The organism is Desulfobotulus alkaliphilus, from assembly GCF_007830435.1.
In the GTDB taxonomy this organism is placed as follows: Bacteria; Desulfobacterota; Desulfobacteria; order Desulfobacterales; family ASO4-4; genus Desulfobotulus; species Desulfobotulus alkaliphilus.
Window position 1 is genome coordinate 54,786 of record NZ_VLLC01000004.1, and the last position, 23,469, is coordinate 78,254.

Sequence of the window (23,469 nt, forward strand, 5' to 3'; positions counted from 1 at the left end):
GGAGGATATATGAGATCAGCCTTTATTTTCACTTCAATATTCTTTTTACTCAGTGTTACTGTAGCGGCAGCCGGTACAGTCTACCGCTTTTCCATGCTTCCACTCCACAGCCCCGATGAAGTGATGGAAAGAATTGCGCCCATGGCACTGTATCTGAGCCTGAGGACAGGGGAAAACATCATACCTGTCGTGTATCGGGATTATGCGGAATATGAAAGCAGGGTTTTATCAGGAGAACTTGCAATCGGTTATCAGAACCCTTCTGTTTATATTAAGATATCTGATATCCATGAACCCCTTTTTCTTGCGGAAGACGGTCTTGGCGGAAGCCGGTTCAGAGGACTTGTCATTGTAAGATCTGACAGCCCTGTCCAGTCTTTATCCGATCTCAGGGGAAAAAGAATCGGTATTGTCGGTAAGACTTCCACCGGAGGCTTTCTCTCGCCAAGGCTGACTCTCCAGAAGGCCGGGCTTGAAGCAGGCAGGGATTACCGGGTTATTGAGGCAACGGACAATACCCAGGAAAATGTTATTTTTTCCGTTCATCTGAATGAGGTTGATGCCGGATTTATCAGGGAGTCAGCCCTGCATATGGCAGATACCTATCTCCCTCCGGGCCGTATCCGTGTGCTTGCGGAAGGTGAATGGATTCCCAATTATTGCATTTCTGTCAACAGGAATCTTCCTGAAAAGCTCAAAAATGCCATCCGCAAGGCGCTCTCGGAAATAAGGCCGGGAGATCCGGTTTTCAGAAATCTGCATATTACAGGCCTGCATCCTGTGGATGATACGGTTTTTGATGGAATAAGAGAGGCTGCAAGCAGGTAAAATGCATGTATGCTGGCAAAGGTCTGCTCAGTGGGCCTCAGACCAGTTGCTTCCAAAGGCAAGGTTGACCAAAAGAGGCACCTTGAGGGGAGCTACGTTTTCCATGATCTGCATGACCATCCCGGCGGCTTTTTCCTTTTCCTCCTCCGGCACCTCAAAGACCAGTTCATCATGGACGGTGAGCAGCATGCGGGTCTGCATGGAATGATCCCTTAAAGCCGCATCCATCTGAACCATGGCCATTTTGATGAGATCCGCAGCGGAACCCTGTATGGGTGTATTCACGGCAATGCGTTCGGCCATCTGCCTCAGGTTGTGGTTGGGGCTGTCTATGTCGGGCAGGGGGCGGATGCGGCCAAAAAGGGTGGTGGTGAAGCCCTTTTCCCTGGCCTCTTCCACGGTCTTTTCCATAAAGGCCTTTACCCCTGCATAGCGGGCAAAATAGTGGGTGATATAGGTTTTGGCCATTTTCTGGCTGATGCCCAGTTCCCCGGCCAGCCGGTAAGGACCCATGCCATACATGATGCCGAAGTTGATGGTTTTGGCCTGTCGCCTGAGTTCTTCTGTGATGAATTCCGGGAAAACCTGAAAAATCTCCGCAGCGGTTCTTGTGTGAATGTCTTCGTTTTCCCTGAAGGATTCCATGAGAATCCTGTCTTCGGAATAATGGGCCAGAAGGCGCAGCTCAATCTGCGAATAATCCGCAGCCATCATCTGCCATCCTTTCTGGGGGATGAAAACCTTGCGGATTTCGCGGCCTTCTTCCGTGCGGATGGGAATGTTCTGCAGGTTGGGGCTGGAGCTTGAAAGGCGGCCCGTGGCCGTTACTCCCTGATTGAAGCTCGTGTGAATACGGCCACTTGCAGGATGTATCAGCTCCTGCAGGGCATCGGCATAGGTGTTTTTCAGTTTGGCAAGGGTTCTGTGCCGCAGGACCTTTGCCGGAAGGGGATGTTTGTCCGCAAGGCTTTCCAGCACGGAAACATCCGTGGAATAGCCCGTCTTTTTTTTGGTTTTTTTCTGTACGGGCAGCCCGAGCACTTCAAAGAGAATGTGACCCATCTGCTGGGGAGAATTGATGTTGAATTCCGAGCCTGCCAGCTCATGAATTTCTCCGGTAATGGAAGAAAGCTCCTTTTCCATGGCTGCCGAAAGGCTGCGGAGCTTTTCCCTGTCCACAGCTATTCCCCTTTCTTCCATGCGCATGAGCACCGGAACAAGGGGCATTTCAAGGGTTTCAAAGAGGGTTGTGAGCTTTTTTTCTTCCAGCTCAGGTTGAAGTTTTTTCCAGAGGGCAAGGGTGATGTCCGCATCCTCACAGGCATAGGGCAGGGCCTTTTCCAGAGAGGCATGCTCAAAACCCATTCCTTTTTTAGGCACAACATCTTTATATTGAAGGGTTCTGTGACCCAGCATGTCCATGGCCAGTGCATCCAGGCTGTGGCTGCTGCGGGTGGGATCAATGAGATAGCTTGCAATGAGGGTGTCCTTTAAAGGGCCTTCAAGCCGGATTCCCTGACGGGAGAGCACTGTCCAGTCATATTTGAGATTTTGGGCAACTTTGATGATATCCGGATCGGAAAAAAGGACTTCAAGTTCTTCTCTTATATCATTAAAGGAAAGCTGGGCCGGGAAATCTTCACCCAGATGAGCTATGGGAATATAAACCCCCTGATCCTCTTTCCAGCTAAAAGAGATACCCACAAGACCTGCGGACAGGGCATCAAGGCCCGTTGTTTCCGTATCAAAGGCCATGATGCCTGCTTTTTTTATGGCTTCTATGGCTTTTTTTAAATCGTTGGCAGTGAAAATGGCCTGATAATCCTTCACGAGCTCTGGTTTTTCCGGGGCCGTGCTGCCTTCTGCGCTAAAGCTTTCCTGGAGCTGGCGGAAATCAAGCTCCCGGAAAAGGGATACCAGCAAAGCCTTGTCGCTATCCTTTTTCCGCCATTCTTCGGGATTGAAATCTATGGGCGCATGGCAGTCGATGGCGGCCAGTTTCCGGCTTAAAAAGGCCTTTTCCCTGTTGTTTATGAGATTTTCCACCATCTTTTTTTTACCCATGGACGGGATGGCATCATAGATCTTTTCAAGGCTTCCGTACTCTTTGATCAGGGCGGTGGCGGTTTTGGGGCCGATGCCGGGTACACCGGGAATGTTGTCGGAGCTGTCTCCGGTCAGGGCCATCATGTCCACAACGCCCCTTGCGTCAAAGCCGAATTTTTCCTTTAAAAGGGCCACATCGCTCCAGACATCCTTCATGGGGTCAAAGATTTTCGTGTTCTCATCTACAAGCTGAAGAAAATCCTTGTCCCCTGTCACCAGCACCACATGGAAGCCTGCATTTTTTGCCTGAAGCGCAAGGGTGCCCGCAAGGTCATCGGCTTCCCAGCCTTCCATGCGGAGAATGGGAAGGCCAAGGGCTTTGGTGATGGCATGGATGCGGTCAATCTGGCATACAAGGTCTTCGGGCATGGGTGGACGGTTGGCTTTGTATTCGGGGTATATTTCATGGCGGAAGGTGGGGCCTTTGGCATCAAAGAGCACACCTGCATATTCGGGACGATAGCTTTCCAGGAGCTTGATGATGGTTCGGGTGAAACCAAAGGTGGCATTGGTGGGTTCACCTTTAGAGCTGGAAAGGTTGCGGATGGCGTGATAGCTTCGGTAGATATAGGCGGAGCCGTCTATGAGATAAAGGGTGGGTGCTGTCATGGCCCTGTTTTCCTCGGAAAAGAAGTTGGTGTTTGCCCGTCAAGGGGAATACACAGTAAAATAAAGATCTGTACCATGGGCTTTTTTAAAGGACAAGAAAAGGAGAAAATCATGGGTAAAGGACGCATACTGAAATCAGACGGGGATATTCAATTGGCCCTTAAAAATGCAAAAACCATTGCTGTTTTGGGGATGAGCCCCAAAGAAGAGCGGGATTCCAACAGGGTGGGCAAATATATGATGGCTGCCGGTTATGATCTGATTCCCGTGAATCCCGCTAAGGGAGAAATCCTTGGTCTGGCCGTGCAGGAAAAGATTGAGGATCTGGAGCCGGGTTCCGTGGATATTCTGGATGTGTTCCGGAAGTCGGAGGATGTGGCAGGTCATGTGGATGGGGCCATTGCCCTGAAGCCGAAGCTTGTCTGGATGCAGCTGGGCGTGGAGAACATGGAAGCTGCGGAAAGGCTCATGGAAGCGGGTATTGATGTGATCATGGATAAATGTATCAAGGTGGAACATGCAAGACTTGTTGTCTGAGAAGAAAAGGGCTGGGGGATACAGGCAACGAAGAAAGCAGGCCCGCATGGAGCCTTGCCACTGGTGCCGCAATACGGCTCCCTTTGTCTGGCAGTGCCGCTGCGGTCTGCGGATATGCCAGACCTGCATGGATGAAAATTTCTGGGGGCTGTCCTGCAACGGTATCACCTGGGTCTGCCCGGACTGCGGTGAGCAGAACGGTTTTGGCAATCAATAGTATTTCTGATTACTACCCTGACTCAGCCACAGCTTGCTGGTCAGGTTGTTGCCAGGCCTATGGTTGCTGGCTTTAATAGGGGCAGGCTTGAAGGCCTGCCCCTACGAATGATTTTTACGGCCCTGTTTTGTGTAGGAGCACCCTTTACGGATGCCCGCTAACATGTGTAAAATCTGGTCATATTTTTCCATAATTAAGGTTTGTAGGGCTGAAAAAGACAGTGGTAATCAGCATAGTATTTGGAAAAAGGAAAGGGGGAGATGTTTCGGGGCATCTCCTCTGTCAGTTCCAGAAAAGCAGCTCACGCCCTGTTAGGGCGTCTTGTCATAGAGTACCTGTGCAGGATTCAAACTCATTTCGATCAGTGATGGATAATTGGCCACTTTTTAAGCTTTTGAATTAAAAGAACTAAATGCAAGTTACTCCGAAGGTGTCAAGCGCATCCTTTCATCACGAGTTCCGGCAATCCGGCAAGGCTTGTGATCTGGACTTCTGCCCCCAGATCTTCAGGGCCATAGCCGATAAAATGGCAGCCTGCTGCCAAGGCCGATTGCGCATCCAGAGGTGAATCCCCGATATAGAGAAGGTTTTCCGGGTTTATGCCAAAGTGACCGATAAGTCTTTCCAGCATGTCGGGCCAGGGTTTGGCCCTGACCACATCCATGGATGTGATCAGCATGTCAAAATGCTTTGTGAGATCAAAGTGATCCAGAAGGGGGCGCAGGGTATTGGATCGGTTGGTGGCAACGGCGGTCTTAAAATCTGTCTGAAGGATTTTCAGCACCTTTCTCAGGTGCGGCTCTTCAATCATAAGGGGAAAAAGATCCGGGTAATGGAAGTTTTTCTGCTTTCCCCTGACCTTTTCCAGATCAACCCTGCCTTTAAAAAGATAGTCAATGGCTGCTGCGGCGGTATGCATATGCACATAATGGAAGTCCTTTTCATCCATGGGCGGCAGGTCAAAATATTTGAGCAGGGTATTGTAATAGGTCTGGTTGGCTCTGGTGGAGTCAAACATCACACCGTCGCAGTCAAAAGCAACAAGCCGGATATTTTTAAAAATCTGCATAACACGTCCTTTTTTGATGCCTTACCCGACTCCGCCACACCTGAGCGGGAGACTTTGATGCAGGCAGGCCAAATGCTGTATTTACGAAAGTTTTTCACGGCTCTGTCTGCAAGAATCCCTTTAGCGGTTCCCACAGCCAGACGCAAATCCTGCCCCTTATCTTGGCAGGGTTCAGTGGCGCTTTTATTCCGGAGGCCGGATATCCCCAAGTACCCGTATACGGATGTCTTTTCTTACGGGACTTTCAATATCAAGGATCAGGGTATCATAGTAGCGCCCTGCCTTTTTGGTTATATTGGAAACGGAGATAAGATAGCTGCCGTTTTCATCGGGTTCTGAGAGGCTGAAATCGAAATCCCCCCCCCTTGTGGCACGGATATCTTTAACCATAAAAGGATATTCGGGGTCGGGCTTCAGAACAATCTCCTGCTCAATGGTCTCTCCGGCAATCCCATACAGGGTTATGATGGCAGGTTCCACCATGGCAAAGGGTTTGATGAATCCTCTGATTTCAAACCGGATCTCCGGGCTGTTGGCTGCATTGCTGCTTAGGGCTATGGTCTGAACCAGGGTTCGCCCTGCATAGCCTGCGGTATTGACCTTTACATCCAGATGTCCCTCGCCGCCGGGAGGGATGCGCCCCGTAAAGGAGGTCGCAGAGCAGCCTCAGCCGGGATTCACCCTCAGGATGCGCAGCTCACTGTCTCCGGTATTGTGCAGAGTGAAGCGATGGGTGAGAATGCTGCCTTCGGGCAGGGTGTCAAAGGTGTATACCCTCTCTGGAGCATGGAGGAACGGTTTTGCCCAGAGGGGCAAGGCAGTCAGACAGACCAACATAAAAATATAAAAAAAAGGTACGGGTTTCATCGACATAGGGCTTCCAATTTATTTATTTAATATAATTACTGGTACTCACAAAAAGTCAAAAACGACAGTAATTATTCAGAACGGTTTATTCCGAACTGTCAATGCTGTAGTTGCAGCAGCTTCGTACTGTTGTAAGGCACTTTGGCTATTTGCAAGTGACATTGCAATCGTTTCGGATCAGAGCTTTGCAGGCCTGTGCGAAAGAAGCGGCAAACTGTCTGAGCCGCCACAAAGGCAGCGTACCAAGGCCTGCTATGGTAATCAAAAAGCTTATCCTGCCTGTGGCGGGGAGTTTTTGCCGCTTCCGTACAGGCCAAGAAGCTCCCGAATAAGATTGCGTCACGGGCAAATAGCCTGGGGCCTGTGCATCTGTCTTTGAGGTTTGGTACTTGGAAAACTGTGATGAACAGTTACAAACGACAGGAAAGCTCCGCTTATTCTTCCTGGCTCCATACTCCACCATTTGAATCCGGATGAAATGCTATGGGGATACCTGGAACAGCTGCCTTTACAGAGAATACGGATCTTGATTTTTAATGTACATATTTTCTACAATGACAGAAGAAGAAGTTTTCAATATTTCCAGAACCCGCTAATCAATAAGACTCAGAGCGGCCATCTGTAACAACAGTCAAAACTTTCTTTTCGTTTTTTTAAAACAAAGCCCTTTGTAACCGCTGGTCTTTTTGTATTCTGTCCCTGCCCTGCCGGAGGCAGTACGGGTGACGAGGTAACGACACATTTTAATAAGGAGTTTGCCATGTACCAGTCCATAAAAAAAATTCTTTATGCCACAGACCTTTCTGAAACCGCAAGGGATGCCATGCGCTATGCCGTCAGCCTCACGGGCCGTTATGGGGCAGAAATGACAAGTCTCCATGTTGTTCCGGATATTTATGAGGAAATGACCCTGTCCACGGGCATTGACATGGATCTTTATTTTGGCATAGACCGGTGGCGTTCCCTGACAGATGAACGCCTTGGCAGCGCCAAGGAAGCCGTTCTTGAGCGTATCAGGGCAACCTGTGAAGAACTGAAGGAAGAGGTAGGGGACTGCCTTGCATCCTGCGAACATGTTCTGGTCAAAGTGGGACATCCCGTTAAAACCATCATTGATACGGCAACGGAAGACGGTTATGATCTCGTGGTGATGGGAACCCGGGGGCACAGCAAGTTTGAGGATCTGCTTCTGGGCAGTACGGCCAATGGGGTTATCCGCCGCTGCCCCGTACCTGTCATGGTGGTAAGACTGGAAGCACCGAAAACTTCCTGACGGCTGGCAGCCCTTACCGTCTACAAATCATGGATTGTTATATTTTTTAATTTTTTTTGCAGGAAAAGGGAGAAGCATGAAACGCTTTGGGATCTTTTTTTTATTGATGACGGCCCTGGCATGGGTCCCCGCCCATGCGGGAATGGGGGTTGGTCTCTATGTGAACCAGTCCAGCGTAGCAGGATCACTGATGGTGGACATGGATACGGGCCACGGATTCATGGCCTTGGGCGGCGAAGGTATTTATAAGGATGATGACTATAAAATGGCAGCTGCCACCCTTGCCGTTAAAAATGATCAGTTCATGCCGGGTATCCGTTACATTGTTGGCTTCAAAGGATATTATATTGATGCGGAGCACGGAAAGTTCAAAGGAAGCAGTACCGCCACAGGGCTGGCTTTTCTTTTTGGCATGGGATATGAGCTGGATGCCGCCATCAATCCCCTTCCCATTCCCGTAAGTATTGATGGGCAACTCATGGGGTCTCCAAAGCCCCTGACATGGAAGGACGGAGATTACTACTGGGAAGCCAGAGGCGGCCTGGGTTTCCATGTTCTGAAAAACGCCACCATCCGTGTGGATCTTCGCAGAATAACCGCAAGCTTTGAAGATAAGGGGTACAAGTGGAGCAAGGATGATTATAACATTCTCCTTGGTTATGAAATCCGCTTCTGATTTGCCATTCCCGAAGGAATAAAAATAGCCCCGACCCTTAATAAGGTCAGGGCTTTTTTTGTTTTTATTTTTTTGAAGATGCCTTTGCAAATTTTGAAACTGGCGGGTTGAAATATCCATGCTTCATTTCAGGAAATGTTTTTTGAAAATAACGGATCAGGGTCACCATTCCCATGGCCGTTCCCGGTGATGCCGCATCGTTCACCAGTCTGTAATAGCGCAGGGGGTCAAAGTTGAGGTTGCGCCACTGGATCAGGTGGACAGCGTGGTTTTTTAAAAAATCTTCCATGGCAGCCGCTTCTTCGGCACCGTCACTGACACCCGGGGCATTGAGGTAATTGAGGGCCACATGGGCTCCCCGCTTTTCAGCCACATCCACACTTTTCAGCACATCGGAAAAGGTATAGCCCTTTGGCTGGAAATAGGCATTGTAAACCGCTTCCCTTCCGCTGTTCATGCTGACCCGCATGGAATCCAGCCCTGCCTCAAAAAGCCGGTCCAGCACGGCGGGAAGGCTGGCATTGGTATTCATGTTCAGGGTGCCTTTGTCCGTTTTTTCCCGGATCAGCCGCAGGGCGGGTTCAATGACATGGGCCGCCAGCAGGGGATCGCCCTCACAGCCCTGCCCGAAACTCACCACCGCATCCGGCACCCTTTCGATGTGAAGCAGGGCAATTTCCGCAATCTCCCTTGGGCTGGGGGTAAAGGCAATGCGGTTCTGGCAGCTCTGAAGCTCAGGGTTATCCTGAAGGGAGATGCAGCCAAGGCAGCGGGCATTGCAAGTGCGGGAGGTGGGCAGGGGAGCCTCGTAACGGCCCAGAAAAAAGTTTTTTGCCGCAGGACAGCCATAGATCAGGGCACAGTTTTTAATGTGCAGGAGCAGCCGGTTTTTCGGCAGAAGGGAGCGGATGTCAAGAACACCTGTCTGCACCTTTTCCACGGGCATGCAGCGCAGATCCTGCCGGTCTTCCCTGTCCACCTGAAACACGGCGGAGGCAAATCCCTTTTTAGACCATCCCACGGCTCCATAGGCAAAAAGGGGCAGAATTTTCGCATTTCCCCGCTCCCTGTAGGCCGGAAGCCGGGTAATGACATAGCCCGGAGAATTAAAGGCAGCCACGGGAAAGAGGGGTTCTCCCGGTTCCCAGGGGTTTTCGTCCATTACTTCCACCCGCTGTTTTCTGATATTCCACAGAAGGGGCATGCGATCCGGCAGCAGCATGGTTTCACTGCCATGGGGCAGAGGAACCATGTCCTTTTCCCTTAAGGGCAGCAGGCTTTCGCCACACATGCCAAGGGCCGCATAGCCTTCAAGATCAAAAATTTCTCCTGCGGCATTGGCCACAAGCCCCGGAACATAGGGGGATTCATTTTTTTTTTTTCCCTTGTAAGTTTTTTTTCCAGCCATGCCAGTCACTTCTTTCCATATGCGGACGCCTTTTCCTTGACAGCAAAAAGCGGCTCAGGTTATCGCTTCCAGTCAGAATATATTGGAGTCTTTCAAGCGTAATGCCAGGCGCACAGCCATCCAGACGCTTCTGGGTAGTGTGCGCCTTTTGCATACCGGAAAAAAGCCAAAGCGGAAAGTCTTTCATGAAACCCCTGATCCTTATAGATAATTTTGATTCCTTCACCTTCAACCTTGCCCAGCTTTTTGCCATGGCAGGTAAAAAGCCTCGGGTTTTGCGCAGCAATACGGCCCTCTCTCTTATCTCAGAAATGGATCCTGCGGGTATCATCATCGGTCCCGGTCCCGATGATCCAGAAAGATCCGGAGTATCCATGGAGGTGCTGGAATATTTTTCAGATAAAATTCCCATCCTTGGCATCTGCCTTGGGATGCAGTGCATTGCGGAACACTTTGGCGGAAAAACCATTCCCTCACCAGAGCCGGTACACGGAAAAACAAGCATGATTACCCATGAAGGCCGGGGGATTCTTAAAAATATCCCCAGCCCCTTCAGGGCCTGCCGTTACCATTCCCTGTGCGTGGACATTCCTGCAAAAAGCCCCCTTTGCATCTGCGGCCGCAGTGAAGATGGCACTCCCATGGCCCTTTTTCACAGAGATCTTCCCCTTTTCGGCCTGCAGTTTCATCCGGAAAGTTTTTTAACGGAGCACGGCCATCAAATGGCCCTTCATTTTCTGGGGGTGCTTTGACCATGGATTTTTCCTTTGTTTCCAGACCTGCGGGCTTTTTTAGCCGGAGTTTTGATTTTGAAGAAGACTTTCAGGAGCTCGCCGCCCTGTTTCAGGATCAGAGGGGCAGCATGGTTTTTCTTTCCGGCGGAGAGCATCCGGAAGCCCGCATCCACGGTTTTGTCTGCCAGCCCTTTCTGGAGCTTTCATGGGAAAAGGATAGGGCTGTACTCCTTTCAGAACAGGGAAAAACAGAAAGCCCTCTGCCCTTGGAGCTTCTGGACAGGGTGATGGCGGCCTGTGCCTTTGGGCGAGATGAGGAAGAAGGTCTTCCCTTTGGTCTCTTTGGCTTTTTTTCCTATGACCTTAAAAACCATATGGAAAATCTCCCGGATACGGTGCTGGATGATCTTTTTTTGCCCGGATACAGACTTTTTGCCCCAAGGCTTGTGGTCTGGAAGCACAGGGATGAGAAGAAGATCCGGTTGAAAGCTCTGTATCTTGAGAATGAAAAACCGGAAAAGGCCCTCCGTACGCTGGATGATTTTGAAGGCATCCTCCATGCTTTCACCACCTTTTCCGACAAATCCCGTAAAAAAAATTTGATGCCTCACCCCGGCACCCTTTCTTCCACCTTCACAGCCCGGATGTACCGGAATGCCGTGGACCGTATCCGTGATCATATCGGCAAGGGGGAGGTGTATCAGGTGAATCTCTCCCAGCGGTTTTCCCTTGCCTTTAAAGGCAAGGCCTTTACCCTTTTTCTGAAAATGCAGGAAGCCGCACCCCAGCCCTTTTCCGTATTTCTGCAGGCCGGAGATTTTCAGCTGGCATCCCTTTCGCCGGAACGTTTTTTAAGGATGAAGAACCAGAGGATAGAAAGCCACCCCATCAAGGGCACAAGGCCCAGGGGAAAAACCGCAGAAGAAGATGCCCTCCTGAAAAAGGAGCTGGAAGAAAGCATCAAGGACGGGGCTGAGCTGGCCATGATTGTGGATCTGGTGCGCAATGATCTGGGCCGCATTGCCGTAACCGGCAGCGTTCGGGTGGATGTTGCCGCACGTACGGAAGTCTGGCCCCATCTTTTCCACAGGGTGGCCGTGGTTTCTGCGCAGGTGGAAAAGGGGACCGGGCCGGGGGATATTCTCAAGGCCACCTTTCCACCGGGTTCTGTCACGGGCTGTCCCAAGATACGGGCCATGGAGCTCATTGATGAACTGGAGCCCCGACGCCGCCACGCCTATACGGGGGCCATGGGCTACCTTGGTTTTAATGGCAGCATGGATCTCAATGTGGCCATCCGTACGGTGATCTGTAAGGACGGAAAGGCCCATTATTCCACGGGCGGCGGTGTTGTCTGGGATTCGGACCCGGAAGAGGAATATAAAGAGACCCTGCACAAGGCAGCTCCTTTTTTTAAGGCTTTTGATCTGGAACCGGGATTTCCGGAAAAGGGAAAAGAGGCTGAGCTGTGGCAGGACGGACGATTTCTTCCCCTTTCCGAAGCGAAGATTATGCCGGATACTCCGGCCCTGCGCCATGGCAGGGGGGTCTTTGAAACCATTGCCCTGATACGGGGGAAAGCCCTGCATCTTCAGGAGCATACAGAACGGCTGAGGGCATCGGCACCGGAGGTGACAGGGAGGGGCCTGCCTTCGGTGAACTGGGAAGGGATAATCCGCATGCTTTGTCGTAAAAATCCGGAAGCTGCGGAAAGGGGGCAGGTGCATCTGATGGCCATGGATACGGGAAACGATCTTCTTTCCCTCACGGCCATGCTGAGGCCCCTTGATCTTCCCCAAAGCCGGGACGGACGCATCCTCTGTCTTCATCCGGAACCCTTTTATTCGCCCATGGCAAGACATAAGAGCATGGCCTATGTTTTCTTTGCCAGAGCAAGGGAGAAGGCCGTGGCTGCGGGGGCGGATGAAGCCCTGATTCAGGCTCCGGACGGAAGCCTTCTGGAAGGCTCCTTCAGCAGTTTGCTGCTGGTTTCCGGAAAAAATATCTTCATCCCCACAGGGCCCGCACTTCCGGGCATTACCCGCCAGAAGGCCATGGAATATTTCAGATCCATGGGGTTTGAAATTCATGAAAAAAAGATTTTTTTTAAAGACCTTGAAAAGGCGGAACACCTTTTTTGTTTTTCAAGCCTTAGGGGGCCCATGTGGGTGAAAGAAGTGAGAACCATGGCCGGGTTCTCCTGCTCTGGGTCTGGGATGGGCTTACAAGGGGAAGGGGCAAAAGAGAGTGGGGATATGAAGGGGATCGTTTCTTTTTCAGCACCGGATAAGGAGGCATTCGCTGCCCTGCGTATTTTTTTAGGTTATGATCTCTGAGGGGTTTCTGTGGCCTTTTCCCCTCACCTTACTTAAGGACTTTAAAGTCCTTAGCGACCTTAAAATCCTTAACAACAATACCCACGCCCAGTTGAAGCAGGTAGGGCAGGCACGGGGGCCTGCCCCACAAAAAAACTCCCCAGTCCCCTCTTCCCCTACCAGTCCTCCGTATCTTCAGGGGGCAGGAAAACATCCGGAAGGCGTTCCCGGACTTCCGTTTCCAGATCCCTGTCCATCATGGCTCCCTGCAGGCTGCGGATGCGCAGGAAGGAATCCACGCTGAGGCCCGTGGCATTTTCAAGATTGGCACCCCGGAGGTCTGCCCCGTCCAGACAAATCTGTTCCAGACAGGCATGGCGCAGATCCGTCCCCATGAGGTTGGCATCTTCCAGATTCACCCCCGTAAGATCCGCATGCATGAGGCTGGCACCGGCAAGGTCGGCCTTTGCAAGGCGGGACTCCCTGAGCATGGCGTAATCCATGAAAGCATGCTGGAGATCCACACTTTCAAGGTTGGTTTTCCATAAATAGGCCCGGTGCAGATTGGCACCCGTCAGATTGGCAGCCTCAAGGTTCACATTTTCAAGGTTGGCATCCTCAAAGCTGCTTTTACGCAGATCCGTCCAGCTCAGATCCGCACTCCAGAGATAACTTCCCGTAAAATCAACCCCCTGCAGATCCATACTCCTCAGGTAACAGTTGCTCAGGTCCATACGGGTGACACCATACTTGTTCAGTCTTCTGATATTGCCTCTGGTTTTTCTGGCAGCCTCTTCACTCTCCCAGTTTCTGAAATCATCGATTTCATCCCTGTAATGGCGTTTTTCCATCAGGTTTCTTCCCTTCTGCTGAAACCAGAAAAGCACCACGCCAATGAGCAGAATATCCATCAGAACCCCATGGGCCTCAGCCATCACTTCCTCCCGGAAGGAATCAGAATAATAATCCCAGTGCAGGGTGAGGCCTATGACAAGAAAACTGGTACCAAAAAAAACAATAATGGTCATAATGATGGGGCTGGCAATGATGTAATCATAGAACTGGCGGATCAAGCCGGTTTTTTTACCGCTTTTTTGTTTTTCTACCCTGGGAGTCCAGGGAGGTGGTGGTGGGATGGGGGAAGCCATGGCTGGTTTTCCTTGGAAAGGTTCCCTTGAGAGAAAGTTCCTTGCAGACCCGATGCAGGTACTGTCGGACGATTGTTTTTCTTATAACAAAAACCCTTGTCATTTAAAAGGGATTGGTGCAAAAGGTCTGATGGGGAAAAAATGGCATTCTCTTTTCTGACTACGCCCCTGACTCAGCCACAGCTTGCTGGTCAGATTGATAAAAGGCCCATGATATTTTATAAGGGCAGACGCAAAGCCTCCCCTTCGAATGGTGTCTACGGTCCCTGTTTTATAGGGGCTCCCTTGCGGGTCGTCCGCTATCAAACGTAAAATCCGGCCATATAATTCCAGGGGTAATCAGATTCTTTTTTTTACAGAACCAACTGCCGTAATATTTTTACATAAGGAAAGAATCATGACAGAGCTTAAAGGATTTCAGAAACAGTATCTTAAAGGCCTTGCCCATTCCATGAAACCGGTGGTCATTATCGGTCAGCATGGTGTAACACCGCCTTTACTGGCTTCCATTGAAGAAGCCCTGCATGCCCATGAACTCATTAAGGTACGGTTCAATGATTTCAAGGAAAAGGAAGTGAAGGATACCCTGACCCTTGAAATTGTGGAAAAAAGTAAAGCTGTTCTGGTCAGCAGTGTAGGTCATACCATTACCCTCTACCGACCCTGTAAAATTACGGAAAAAAGAAAGATTCGTATTCCCAAAAATCCCGTGAAAGCACCTCCGGCATAAGGGAGCATCGGCAGGGGCACCCTTTAGGGGTGGACCGCAGGCCTGTTTTTCTCCCCTTGGATGAGAATATTTTTTATGGAAACCTCATCCCAGGGCAGGCACAGAGGCCTGCCCCTACAAAACATGGGCTGCATAATTTATTTACAGGTACAGATTGTGTCTGCCCTACCTGCTCCTTTATGGCGTTGAGGCCGGTCTTGGGTATTGTCGTTAAGGTCTTTAAGGAAAGTAATGGAAAAAATCCTAAAAGTTACCTTTTTCAGTCTTCCTTTTCTTCCTTGATCAACTCAACTGCCTTTATAAAAACATCACCGAGGCGGAGAATGCCAACAACGGTAGTGTGTTCCTGCCCGCGAGTTACCAGAAGGGACTGGTGCTGCCCTAAAAGAAGCTGATGAATCCCTTCATCAAGGGTGGCCTCTTCATCCACATACTCACCGGCAGAGGGAGTGTACATGACATCCTTGACCTTGATCTTTGAGGTTTTTCTGGCGATGTCCTGCAGGGGCTTGTCCCAGAGCCGGAACTGATCCAGCAGGCCCTTCATGAACTTGGGACTCAGACCAAAACGGGAAAGGCCTAAGGACATGGGACTGCCATCACCGACTTCAAAGTATTTGGGTTCCAGAGCCCGCAGTACGTCCAGATGACTGAGCTTACCTTTAATTTCATTATTTTCATCATAAACGAGAACGGCTCTGTGGCCTTCGCCACAGGTAGCCTTCATGCGTTTCAGGGCGTCTTCCAGCACCAGCATGGCATCATAGAGGGTCTGTTCTCCGGAGATGGTGCTGTATTCACTTAAGGGAATCATTACTTCTTTTACCATGGTTTTTTTCATTGAATTTTCTCCTTTGGAATGGATTGTGGAAGAGACGGCTGACAAAAACATATCCTGACTGTCAGCAGGTTGTGGGAAGAAGAAAACGGGAAGGCTCCGGGCAGATCTTGCGTCTGCCCGCATAAAATATCTGTTCTGTTATTGCCCGACTACAACCGGATCAGCAGCCTGCGGCTGCAAGCCTGGGAGTAATCAGATTATCCTTTGGCTGCACTGCTGCAGGCTTCTTCCAGTCTGGCCTGAAGATAGGCTGCCCCTTCGGCATCTTCCAGGTCAAAGCAGTGCCCGTCCTCGCCAAGGAGACCGCCCGGAACCAGATCGCCCAGCCCATCGGGATCTGTCACCATGTCACCGTAAAAACATACGGAAAGCCAGCGGTTTTCAGGGTCGTCGTCGATAATATCCACCATGGCAAAAAGACTGCGGGTTTTCTGGTTTACGTGCCTGGCCCGGAGAGAGTAGCTGACTCCGGGGCGTTCGTTGAAATCCAGTTCAACGCCGCCTTTTTCCGTAAGAAGTTTCAGATAACTTTCAAATACGGGTTTGATGCCTGCACCGTCCACAGTCCAGTCTGCTAAAAACTTCCCAATGGATGCCATAATCATATCTTAAAAATCTCCCTCGGTAAAAATAAATCTGTTCATAGTTGTTCAGCAGGTCACCCCTGACTTTGACAGCATTTTAAAAACTCTTTCCCTCACCCCGGCACTCAGGCCAACAAACTTCAGCCCATGGGGCAGATCCGGTCTGTAGCCTGTGTGCCACGGCCGCTGGCTTCGAGGGCCTCAGCCGCATTCCGGAGGGAGCCGCTCCTATCCGTTTCTCAGATGGGCAACCAGATGCCCCACTTCCATGAAAATCAGCTCCCTGCAGGCCAGCTTGCAGGCCTTCAGGCTTCCGGGAATGCAGAAAACCACACTTTCACCGATACTTCCCGCAGAAGCTCTGGACAACATGGCAGCCGCTCCGATTTCCTCATAGGAAAGACGGGCAAAAAGGGGGCCAAAGGCCGTCAGTTCCTTATGAAAGAGGGGGCGACAGGCTTCTATGGTAAGGTCCGTCCGGGTCAGTCCCGTGCCACCGCTGACAATGACGGCATCTGCCTGATCCATACGAACCGCATCCAGCACAGCACCGCCGATGGCCAGAAAATCATCCGGAATAATTCTACGGGTAACCAGTGCATGCCCTTCCCGTTTAATTTCCTTTGCCATCCAGTTGCCGCTTTTATCGTTTTCAGGAGTACGTGTGCTGGATACAATCAGAATGGCCATCTTCAGATCTTTTAAAGCCTGATGTCCTTTTTTTCCAAGAAGCTTCACAATACCTCCACCAAAACCAGATCTTCTCCGTCTTCTTCGGCAACGCGCACATTCACTGTCTGATCTTTTTCCGTTTCCACACGCCGCCCCACAAAATCCGCATGGATGGGAAGTTCCCGGTGTCCCCGGTCCACCAGCACGGCAAGGCCGACATGACGGGGTCTGCCAAAGTCAATGAGGGCGTCCATGCCAGCCCTTGTGGTCCGCCCCGTATAGAGAACATCATCCACCAGAACCACATCCATGCCGTCCACATCAAAGGGAATATTGGTGGAACGCAGTACGGGGTGATGGGAAATACGGGTCCAGTCATCCCTGTAGAGGGTAATGTCCAGAGTTCCCTGTTTTACGGGAAGATCGGCAATCTCGTAGATATAACGGGCCAGTCTTTCCGCCAGAAAAACCCCGCGGGTATGGATACCCACCAGAGCCAGCCGGTCCGTATCCGGATAGCGTTCCAGAATTTCATAGGCCATGCGGGTCAGGATACGACTCATATCCGGTGCTTCAAGAATCTTTTTTTCCATTTCTGCCTCCTGAAATTACGCCATTAATAAAGAGTAGCGGATTCACTGCGATCTTACAAGGGGCAGCAAATAGGCCGGATTGCACAAAATATTATCGTACGGACCCGAGTCAGACAAATAGCCGGGGATGCCTTGCAATGGTACAAAGCTGCTTCAATTATAATGCCTGATTTACAAAATAAATTATGCTGAGAAATTACACTTTTTTATGAAATCCAGCAACCGCCTCCCGCACCCTGTGACAGATGTCATTCGCATCCAGCGTGGTGTGACAGCGATTTCTGTAAATCCCCTTCCCTGCCACAAAGATATCCCGGATGTCATTGCGGCCTGCCGCATAGACCACCTGGGAAAAGGGATTGTGAAGGGGTGTCATGTGGGGCTTTCCCGTATCCATCAGAATAACATCCGCCTGCTTTCCCCTTTCAAGGGAGCCCGTTATGCCGTCAAGGCCCAGACATTTTGCCCCGTCTATGGTGGCCATGCGCAGAATGGTCCGGGCATCCAGCACCGTGGGATCTTCCATATTCACCTTGTGCAACAGGGCGGCACTGCGCATTTCCGAAAGTATGTTCAGATCATTGTTGGATGCAGCCCCGTCCGTGCCAAGGCCCACCGTAATTCCTGCCTTCAGGAAGGCAGGCACAGGGGCAATGCCCGAAGCCAGCTTCATGTTGCTCTGGGGATTGTGGGCCACAGCGCTTCCCTTCGTGGCAAAAAGCGCAATATCTGCCTCATCCATCTTCACGCAATGGGCCGCAAGGGTTCTTTTGGACAACACTCCAAGGTCTGCCAGATGGGCAAGGGGACTGCGGCCATACCTTTTTTTGATGGTTTCTGTCTCCGCTGCGGTTTCAGCCAGATGAATGACAAAGGGCAGATTGTGGGCTTCGGCCATGTCAAAGGCACGGCAAAGCAGCTCCGGCGCACAAAGGTAGGGAGAGTGGGGTTTGAGGGCAATGGTAATACGGGGGTGGTCCTTCCATCTGTCTGCCATTTCCTCCACGTGGAGAAAACCCTTTTCTATGGGACCATAGCAGGGAGAGGGAAAATCGTAGAGCACCTCACCCACCACGGCACGCATACCTGCTGCGTCCGCAGCCTCTGCCACGGAATTTTCAAAGAGATACATATCGCAGAAGGTGGTGGTGCCGGAAGCCATCATTTCAAGGCAGGCCAGCTCAGCCCCCAGCCGGACAAGCTCAGGGGTCAGTCTGGCCTCGGCAGGAAAAATATGATCCTCCAGCCAGCGCATCAGGGGAAGATCATCGGCCAGCCCCCTGAAAAGGGTCATGGAAGCATGGGTATGCACATTGACAAGGCCCGGCAGAACAATGCATCCCCCGGCATCCACTTTTTCCCTTGCCCGTATATGGGAAAGGTCTTCTGCCCTTCCGATGGCAGAGATGCTTTCTCCGGTAATGGCAAGGGAACCTTTTTCAAAAACCGTATTTTCCGGATCCATGGTGAGAATCCAGCCGTTCTCTATGAGTATGTCCGCCTGCATCAGAGGGCCTCCACCAGAAGGGTCAGGAGTTTTTCCAGACGTAAGGACGCTTTGTCCGCTTCTTCCACAATGGATTCAAGGGTGGCGATCTGGGGCCTGTCCGGATCATTGATGTTGGTAATGGTGGAAATACCGGCAACACGCATGCCCAGATGCCGGGCAGCAATGACTTCCATCACGGTGGACATGCCCACGGCATGGCCGCCGATGGTTTTTAAGAAACGGATTTCAGCAGGGGTCTCAAAGCTCGGCCCCTTCAGGCCCACATACACCCCTTCCCTCAGGGCAACTCCCGAAGCCGCGGCAAGCTTTTTTACAAGCTCTGCCAGAGCAGGATCATAGGCTGCGGACATATCCGGAAAACGGGGGCCCCAGGCATTGTTGTTTTCACCCACAAGGGGATTTTCTCCGGTGAGATTGATATGATCCCGGATGCCCATGAGATCCCCCACCTCAAAATCCGGGCCGATTCCTCCGGCGGCATTGGTGAGAATGAGGGTTTTGACCCCCATTTCATGGAATACCCGTATGGGAAAGGCGATGTCCCCGGGGCTGTACCCCTCATACAGATGAAAGCGCCCCCGCATCACCGCCACATTTTTTCCCCCAAGGCGTCCAAGAACCAGCTCTCCGGCATGGCCGCTGACCGTGGATATGGGAAATTCCGGAATATACCCATAGGGAATCCGGGTTTCATCTTCAAGGGTTCCCGTACTTTTTCCAAGACCCGTGCCTGTCATGACAAGAATTTCAGGCCGGATATTGCAGCGGTCTTTAATATACAGGACTGCCCGATCAATTTTATCGTAAAAACCCACAATGACCTGCCTTTATTTTCATTCTGGTTTCAAAAACCCATTCCGCAGGGCCCCGTTTATAGACATGGCCGGAGCGCTCATCCCACTCCACGGCAAGACTGCCTCCGGGAAGGAGAATCTCCGCCCTCCTCCCGCTTCTGCCCGTAAGAACCCCTGCCACAAGAACGGCGCAGGCTCCCGTACCGCAGGCCAGAGTGACGCCGGCTCCCCGCTCCCATACCCGCACCCGCATTTTTTCCTTCGAAAGCACCTCCACAAATTCCACATTGGTTTTTTCAGGAAAAGCCGGGTGTTTTTCCACCAGAGGCCCCCAGACCTCCAGAGGAATACCCTCTATTTTATCCAAAAAAATAACGGCATGGGGATTTCCCATGGACACAGGTGTTACCTGAAAAGCCTGATCCAGCACCTTGAGGGGTACTTCAATGGTTTTGTCTGCCGGGCAGATAAAGGGAATTTCCTCAGGAAGCAGCCTTGGAGGCCCCATGTCCACACGAACACCTGTGACCAGATCTTCCCCGTCATTTTCCAGAAGACAGATCACAGGACCGGAAGCCGTTTCTATGGTCATGATCTTCTGACGGAGAATGTTTTTTTCATAAACATAGCGTGCAAAGCAGCGGATGCCATTGCCACACATCCCCGCCTCGGACCCGTCGGAATTCCAGATGGCAAACCCCAGATCACAGGAAGTGGAGGGAAGTATCAGGATCAGGCCGTCGGCACCAATGCCAAAATGCCGGTCACAGACCTGTGCTGCCAGTTCTCCGTAGGAAATATTTGCGGCAACAAAGCCTTTTCTGTCGTCTGCCAGAAGAAAATCATTTCCCAGACCATGCATTTTGGTAAGGGTTATCTCCATAATTTCTCCTTATTTACCGGGATAATGGGGGACCGGTGGGCCGGGCCAAAGCCGGATAATCATAAATTTTTCCTTCAAAACTGGCCACCCGTATCCATCCGTTTCCATCCATAGCACAGAAAATATCCGGATGCAGCCCAACTTTGCCCCCGCCTCCGGGCAGATCAATCATATAGGGCGGCACAGCCATGCCCGAAACATGCCCCCGGATGCTGCGATAGATTTCAAGGCCCTTTTGCACATCCATACGGAAGGGAAGAATACCTGCCACGGGATCGGGATGGTGGAGATAATAGGGCCGCACCCGGATGGACATGAGTTTTCTGAAAAGGGAAGTCAGAATATTTTTATCATCATTAACGCCTTTAAGCAAAACGGACTGGCAGCCCACGGGGATACCGGCATCCACAAGGAGGCCGCAGGCCTTTATGCTTTCTTCTGTAATCTCAGAAGGATGATTAAAGTGGGTATTAACAAAAAGGGGCGCATGGGATCGCAGCATTTTTACCAGCTCAGGCGTGATGCGGTAAGGCAGGGTACAGGGCATACGGGTATGGATACGCAGGGTTTCCACATGGGGGATGCGCCGAAGTGCTGAGAGAAGATCATCAAGCCCTGCATCGGAAAGCATGAGGGGATCTCCCCCCGAAAGGATCACATCTTTAATTTCAGGATGTTTTTCCAGATAGGCAAGGGCTGCTTTTTTATCAAAAATATTCTTTTTCCCCAGATCCCGTTTGCGCATGCAGTGTCTGCAGAAAAGGGCACATTCCGAAGATACGGCCAGAATCACCCGGTCCGGGTAACGATGAAAAAGGCCGGGGACAGGAGACTGGATTTCTTCGCAAAGCCCGTCGGGTAGCAGCCAGGGCAGATCCTCCAGCTCCTCTTTTCGGGGAACGGCCTGCAGAAAAAGCGGAAGACCATGTTTTTTAATCAGATCCATATAATAGGGATTGATGCGTGCAGGATAACGGCTTGTCACCGATTCAAGGGCTTCTGCATCCAGATTCAGGGCAGAGGCAATTTCCTCCGGTGTTTCTGCGCTGTTCCTGAGGATGGTTTTCCAGTCTGTATGGGAAAAGGAGGTCACTGATTTCTGCCTGAAATGAAAGATGATTTGTAATTATTCAGCAGCTTAGTACTGTTGCAAGGCTCCGTGGCTATTTGCAAGTGACATTGCAATCGTTTCGGATCAGAGTTTCGCAGGCCTGTGCGAAAGAAGCGGCAAACTGTCTGAGCCGCCACAAAGGCAGCGCACCAAGGCCTGCTATGGTAATCAAAAAGCTTATTCTGCCTGTGGCGGGGAGTTTTTGCCGCTTCCGCACAGGGCAAGAAGCTCCCGAATAAGATTGCGTCACGGGCAAATAGCCCGGGGCCTGTGCATCTGCCTTGCAACTATGGTACTTGGAAAACTGTGCTGAACAGTTACGGTGATTTTAAATATGTACCATAAAAATCCGGTTCCGGGGCTTTCCCGAAGTACATGGCTGTTGTAGCCATTTGCGGGCAAAAAGAAAAGGCCCTGTTCTTCAGGGCCTTTTCATATGGGCAGATTTTTATGGGGGAGATATCTGCCTTTTTAAGGAATAAAAAACTGATTTCTGCCGGAGTGGAGGGCGGCTCCGGCAGAAGGGGGCATCAGTTTTCTACCTGAATGGCAATCTTTTTGGGTTTTTTCTCCTCAGGCTTGGGTACCTCAAGGCGGAGAATGCCATTCTGGAAATTTGCCTTGATCTGCTCATGGTTCACATCCACGGGAAGGGTGAAGGCCCTGTGGAAACGGCCCACAATCCTTTCTCTGCGATAGTAGCGCTCTTCTTCCACTTCCCGGATTTCCCTGCGCTCCCCCTTGAGGGAGAGTACATTGTTTTCCACTTCCACAGTAATGTCATCACGGGTCACACCGGGGAGTTCCGCCTCAAGAACAATGGCGGTTTCCGTTTCAAAGATGTCCACGGAAGGACGCCATGCACCCATGGCATTTTCATCGATATCCCTTGCCTTGTTAAAGGCATCGTCAAACATACGGTTAATACGATCCTGCAGAGAAGCCACATTACGGAAGGGTTCCCATCTTACCAGTGTCATAATGCCACCTCCTTTAAGATGTTGTTTGATAATTATATTGTCTTAATAATTTTAAGTCATGAGAAAATAATTTTTTTTATGCCTTGCACTTTTTTTGAGCTTAATGATTTTAATTCCGGAATTTTTTGTCAAGACATCTGCAATATTTTTTTCATCACTTCCTTTTTATATGCTTACATGAAAGAGCCGTTATTCTGCCATGGCAAGCTCTTTTTATGGCTCAAATTTAAGCACAGTGAAAAGGGTGTCAAGGGGACTTTTTTGCAAAATTTTCTTCAAAGGCCTATGGTGAAGGCAGGAAAGAGGCAGGCACCTGCAGGACGGGCAGCTGCCTTAACAGACAAAGCGGCACTGATTTCAGGACAGGAACCGACATGAACACCTTTCTTGCATCCCCCTGCCTTGTGGTGGTGGATGTACAGCAGCGCCTCCTTACTGCCATGGAGGATGCCCAAAGCCTTGTGGATCGGTGCGCAAGGGTCATCCGTGGGGCAAAGCTTCTGAACATCCCCCTTTGCTTTTTTGACCAGAACCCCCATGGGCTGGGGCCTGTGCTACCGGAGCTGCGCTTTCTGGCCAGCGAGGCCCCCCTGTTCACCAAGCAGCATTTCGGCGGGCACAGGCATGGATTTTTCCGGAACTGGCTTGCGGAAAATCATGCAGGAGATATCCTCATCTGTGGTATTGAAGCCCACGTCTGTGTGGCCCAGACCGCCATGGGACTTGCGGGGGACGGATTTCGGGTACATGTGGCCATGGATGCCGTTGCTTCCCGGAAATCTGCCGACAAAGAAGCCGGACTGCTGCGCATGCAGGCCTTCGGGGTTTTTCCGGCCTGCGTGGAAGGCCTTCTTTTTGAAGCCATGGGCCGTGCGGATGTGCCGGAATTTAAAGATTTCCTTGAGATTGTGAAGTGAAATTTATAAGATATGATATTTTTGTTTCAAAGGGGCGTTTTTAAATTTCATCCCGCTTAGGGTACGG

26 protein-coding genes are annotated in these 23,469 nt (G+C 50.9%); 11 read left to right on the forward strand and 15 right to left on the reverse strand.

Going from position 1 to position 23,469, the window contains the following annotated elements; genetic code table 11:
* Nucleotides 1–9 precede the first annotated feature (9 nt).
* Nucleotides 10–828 (forward strand): phosphate/phosphite/phosphonate ABC transporter substrate-binding protein, encoded by an 819-nt coding sequence (locus LZ24_RS03825; protein ID WP_144682526.1) that lies wholly within the window; start codon nucleotides 10–12, stop codon nucleotides 826–828.
* Between the two features lie 27 nt (nucleotides 829–855).
* On the opposite strand, the gene polA is transcribed toward LZ24_RS03825, so the two are convergent.
* Nucleotides 856–3,543 carry a DNA polymerase I gene (polA, locus tag LZ24_RS03830; RefSeq protein WP_144682528.1) on the reverse strand — a complete coding sequence of 896 codons (2,688 nt, stop codon included), beginning with the start codon at nucleotides 3,541–3,543 and terminating at the stop codon, nucleotides 856–858.
* A 111-nt stretch (nucleotides 3,544–3,654) separates the two neighbouring features.
* Here polA and LZ24_RS03835 point away from each other — a divergent pair, with 111 nt between their 5' ends.
* On the forward strand, nucleotides 3,655–4,080 hold the full coding sequence (locus LZ24_RS03835) for a CoA-binding protein (protein ID WP_144682530.1): 426 nt from the start codon (nucleotides 3,655–3,657) through the stop codon (nucleotides 4,078–4,080).
* Nucleotides 4,081–4,126: 46 nt separating this feature from the next.
* A complete protein-coding gene (locus tag LZ24_RS03840; RefSeq protein WP_281282268.1) occupies nucleotides 4,127–4,297 on the forward strand; it encodes a hypothetical protein in 171 nt (56 codons plus the stop codon).
* Between the two features lie 433 nt (nucleotides 4,298–4,730).
* Here LZ24_RS03840 and LZ24_RS03845 read toward each other — a convergent pair whose 3' ends face one another.
* A complete protein-coding gene (locus tag LZ24_RS03845) occupies nucleotides 4,731–5,366 on the reverse strand; it encodes an HAD family hydrolase (protein WP_144682534.1) in 636 nt (211 codons plus the stop codon).
* A 183-nt stretch (nucleotides 5,367–5,549) separates the two neighbouring features.
* Complete coding sequence (locus LZ24_RS17915; RefSeq protein ID WP_268815280.1) at nucleotides 5,550–6,239, reverse strand: OS_HP2 family (seleno)protein; 690 nt, start codon at nucleotides 6,237–6,239, stop codon at nucleotides 5,550–5,552.
* 754 nt (nucleotides 6,240–6,993) lie between these two features.
* Between LZ24_RS17915 and LZ24_RS03860 the strand changes: the two genes are divergently transcribed.
* A complete protein-coding gene (locus tag LZ24_RS03860; RefSeq protein ID WP_144682540.1) occupies nucleotides 6,994–7,506 on the forward strand; it encodes a universal stress protein in 513 nt (170 codons plus the stop codon).
* Nucleotides 7,507–7,582: 76 nt separating this feature from the next.
* Nucleotides 7,583–8,182 carry a YfaZ family outer membrane protein gene (locus tag LZ24_RS03865; RefSeq protein WP_144682542.1) on the forward strand — a complete coding sequence of 200 codons (600 nt, stop codon included), beginning with the start codon at nucleotides 7,583–7,585 and terminating at the stop codon, nucleotides 8,180–8,182.
* Between the two features lie 64 nt (nucleotides 8,183–8,246).
* On the opposite strand, the gene LZ24_RS03870 is transcribed toward LZ24_RS03865, so the two are convergent.
* The gene (locus tag LZ24_RS03870; protein ID WP_144682544.1) at nucleotides 8,247–9,590 is read right to left on the reverse strand and encodes a radical SAM protein; all 1,344 of its coding nucleotides are present in this window, start codon (nucleotides 9,588–9,590) and stop codon (nucleotides 8,247–8,249) included.
* Entirely contained in the window at nucleotides 9,550–9,777 is a 228-nt protein-coding gene (locus LZ24_RS17130; RefSeq protein ID WP_186442913.1) for a hypothetical protein, read from the reverse strand. The genes LZ24_RS03870 and LZ24_RS17130 overlap by 41 nt, the downstream gene beginning before the upstream one ends.
* Here LZ24_RS17130 and LZ24_RS03875 point away from each other — a divergent pair.
* Both LZ24_RS03875 and pabB read left to right on the forward strand, forming a co-directional pair.
* Entirely contained in the window at nucleotides 9,776–10,342 is a 567-nt protein-coding gene (locus tag LZ24_RS03875) for an anthranilate synthase component II (RefSeq protein WP_144682546.1), read from the forward strand. The two genes, LZ24_RS17130 and LZ24_RS03875, sit on opposite strands and share 2 nt — an antisense overlap.
* Before the next feature lie 2 nt (nucleotides 10,343–10,344).
* Nucleotides 10,345–12,660 carry an aminodeoxychorismate synthase component I gene (pabB, locus tag LZ24_RS03880; RefSeq protein ID WP_144682548.1) on the forward strand — a complete coding sequence of 772 codons (2,316 nt, stop codon included), beginning with the start codon at nucleotides 10,345–10,347 and terminating at the stop codon, nucleotides 12,658–12,660.
* A 155-nt stretch (nucleotides 12,661–12,815) separates the two neighbouring features.
* On the opposite strand, the gene LZ24_RS03885 is transcribed toward pabB, so the two are convergent.
* Complete coding sequence (locus LZ24_RS03885) at nucleotides 12,816–13,787, reverse strand: pentapeptide repeat-containing protein (protein WP_144682550.1); 972 nt, start codon at nucleotides 13,785–13,787, stop codon at nucleotides 12,816–12,818.
* Here LZ24_RS03885 and LZ24_RS17135 point away from each other — a divergent pair.
* Complete coding sequence (locus LZ24_RS17135; RefSeq protein ID WP_186442914.1) at nucleotides 13,774–13,947, forward strand: hypothetical protein; 174 nt, start codon at nucleotides 13,774–13,776, stop codon at nucleotides 13,945–13,947. The two genes, LZ24_RS03885 and LZ24_RS17135, sit on opposite strands and share 14 nt — an antisense overlap.
* Nucleotides 13,948–14,184: 237 nt before the next feature.
* Complete coding sequence (yhbY, locus tag LZ24_RS03890; RefSeq protein ID WP_144682552.1) at nucleotides 14,185–14,517, forward strand: ribosome assembly RNA-binding protein YhbY; 333 nt, start codon at nucleotides 14,185–14,187, stop codon at nucleotides 14,515–14,517.
* Between the two features lie 259 nt (nucleotides 14,518–14,776).
* On the opposite strand, the gene LZ24_RS03895 is transcribed toward yhbY, so the two are convergent.
* The 9 genes from LZ24_RS03895 to LZ24_RS03935 form a co-directional block, all read right to left on the reverse strand.
* A complete protein-coding gene (locus tag LZ24_RS03895; RefSeq protein ID WP_144682554.1) occupies nucleotides 14,777–15,358 on the reverse strand; it encodes a CBS domain-containing protein in 582 nt (193 codons plus the stop codon).
* 197 nt (nucleotides 15,359–15,555) lie between these two features.
* Nucleotides 15,556–15,963: a hypothetical protein gene (locus tag LZ24_RS03900; RefSeq protein WP_144682556.1), complete on the reverse strand. Its 408-nt coding sequence runs from the start codon at nucleotides 15,961–15,963 to the stop codon at nucleotides 15,556–15,558.
* A 207-nt stretch (nucleotides 15,964–16,170) separates the two neighbouring features.
* The gene (locus tag LZ24_RS03905; protein ID WP_246118510.1) at nucleotides 16,171–16,680 is read right to left on the reverse strand and encodes a MogA/MoaB family molybdenum cofactor biosynthesis protein; all 510 of its coding nucleotides are present in this window, start codon (nucleotides 16,678–16,680) and stop codon (nucleotides 16,171–16,173) included.
* Entirely contained in the window at nucleotides 16,677–17,207 is a 531-nt protein-coding gene (gene pyrR / locus LZ24_RS03910; RefSeq protein ID WP_144682558.1) for a bifunctional pyr operon transcriptional regulator/uracil phosphoribosyltransferase PyrR, read from the reverse strand. Before pyrR ends, LZ24_RS03905 begins: the two co-directional genes overlap by 4 nt.
* A gap of 196 nt (nucleotides 17,208–17,403) precedes the next feature.
* Nucleotides 17,404–18,714 (reverse strand): amidohydrolase family protein, encoded by a 1,311-nt coding sequence (locus LZ24_RS03915; protein ID WP_144682560.1) that lies wholly within the window; start codon nucleotides 18,712–18,714, stop codon nucleotides 17,404–17,406.
* Nucleotides 18,714–19,532 carry a purine-nucleoside phosphorylase gene (locus LZ24_RS03920; protein ID WP_222427520.1) on the reverse strand — a complete coding sequence of 273 codons (819 nt, stop codon included), beginning with the start codon at nucleotides 19,530–19,532 and terminating at the stop codon, nucleotides 18,714–18,716. Before LZ24_RS03920 ends, LZ24_RS03915 begins: the two co-directional genes overlap by 1 nt.
* Nucleotides 19,516–20,394 carry a diaminopimelate epimerase gene (dapF, locus tag LZ24_RS03925; RefSeq protein ID WP_144682561.1) on the reverse strand — a complete coding sequence of 293 codons (879 nt, stop codon included), beginning with the start codon at nucleotides 20,392–20,394 and terminating at the stop codon, nucleotides 19,516–19,518. The genes LZ24_RS03920 and dapF overlap by 17 nt, the downstream gene beginning before the upstream one ends.
* 13 nt (nucleotides 20,395–20,407) lie before the next feature.
* Nucleotides 20,408–21,487 (reverse strand): KamA family radical SAM protein, encoded by a 1,080-nt coding sequence (locus tag LZ24_RS03930; RefSeq protein ID WP_144682563.1) that lies wholly within the window; start codon nucleotides 21,485–21,487, stop codon nucleotides 20,408–20,410.
* A gap of 548 nt (nucleotides 21,488–22,035) precedes the next feature.
* Complete coding sequence (locus LZ24_RS03935; protein WP_144682565.1) at nucleotides 22,036–22,485, reverse strand: Hsp20/alpha crystallin family protein; 450 nt, start codon at nucleotides 22,483–22,485, stop codon at nucleotides 22,036–22,038.
* Nucleotides 22,486–22,503: 18 nt separating this feature from the next.
* Here LZ24_RS03935 and LZ24_RS17140 point away from each other — a divergent pair, with 18 nt between their 5' ends.
* Nucleotides 22,504–22,863: a hypothetical protein gene (locus LZ24_RS17140; protein ID WP_222427521.1), complete on the forward strand. Its 360-nt coding sequence runs from the start codon at nucleotides 22,504–22,506 to the stop codon at nucleotides 22,861–22,863.
* A complete protein-coding gene (locus LZ24_RS03940; protein ID WP_144682567.1) occupies nucleotides 22,860–23,402 on the forward strand; it encodes an isochorismatase family protein in 543 nt (180 codons plus the stop codon). Before LZ24_RS17140 ends, LZ24_RS03940 begins: the two co-directional genes overlap by 4 nt.
* The last annotated feature ends 67 nt before the right edge of the window (nucleotides 23,403–23,469 follow it).